The sequence below is a fragment of the Achromobacter sp. GbtcB20 genome, from assembly GCF_019091095.1.
In the GTDB taxonomy this organism is placed as follows: Bacteria; Pseudomonadota; Gammaproteobacteria; order Burkholderiales; family Burkholderiaceae_B; genus Achromobacter; species Achromobacter mucicolens.
Genome location: NZ_JAGXJZ010000481.1, coordinates 1 through 281 on the forward strand (window position 1 = coordinate 1; position 281 = coordinate 281).

Sequence of the window (281 nt, forward strand, 5' to 3'; positions counted from 1 at the left end):
CACGTTTCAGGCGACCCTTGACATGCTCCAGGCAAAGAAGGTCGTTGAGTCCTTCCACGTCATGCTTCTGGATTACCGTGGACAGTTGCAGAACGCTACTTCTCCTTCTAACCTTTTAGCCTCGCTAACGGAAGTCGTTTCCGCGCCTGCGTCAGAACTACACGTTCTGCTCCAGGGACCGGAATCGGCTTCGGGCATGAATGCCTAAGTTCCACCGGGACCCACACAGGTGTACGGCCGTGGGAGCGCCGTCCGGTAGGCCGCGATCGCACGGCGCAGCG

1 protein-coding gene is annotated in these 281 nt (G+C 59.1%); it reads left to right on the plus strand.

The genetic code is table 11. The features are described from left to right. A partial coding sequence (locus tag KVT32_RS29850) for a hypothetical protein (protein WP_217619402.1) occupies nt 1-208 on the plus strand: 208 nt, incomplete at its 5' end. Between the last annotated feature and the right edge of the window lie 73 nt (nt 209-281).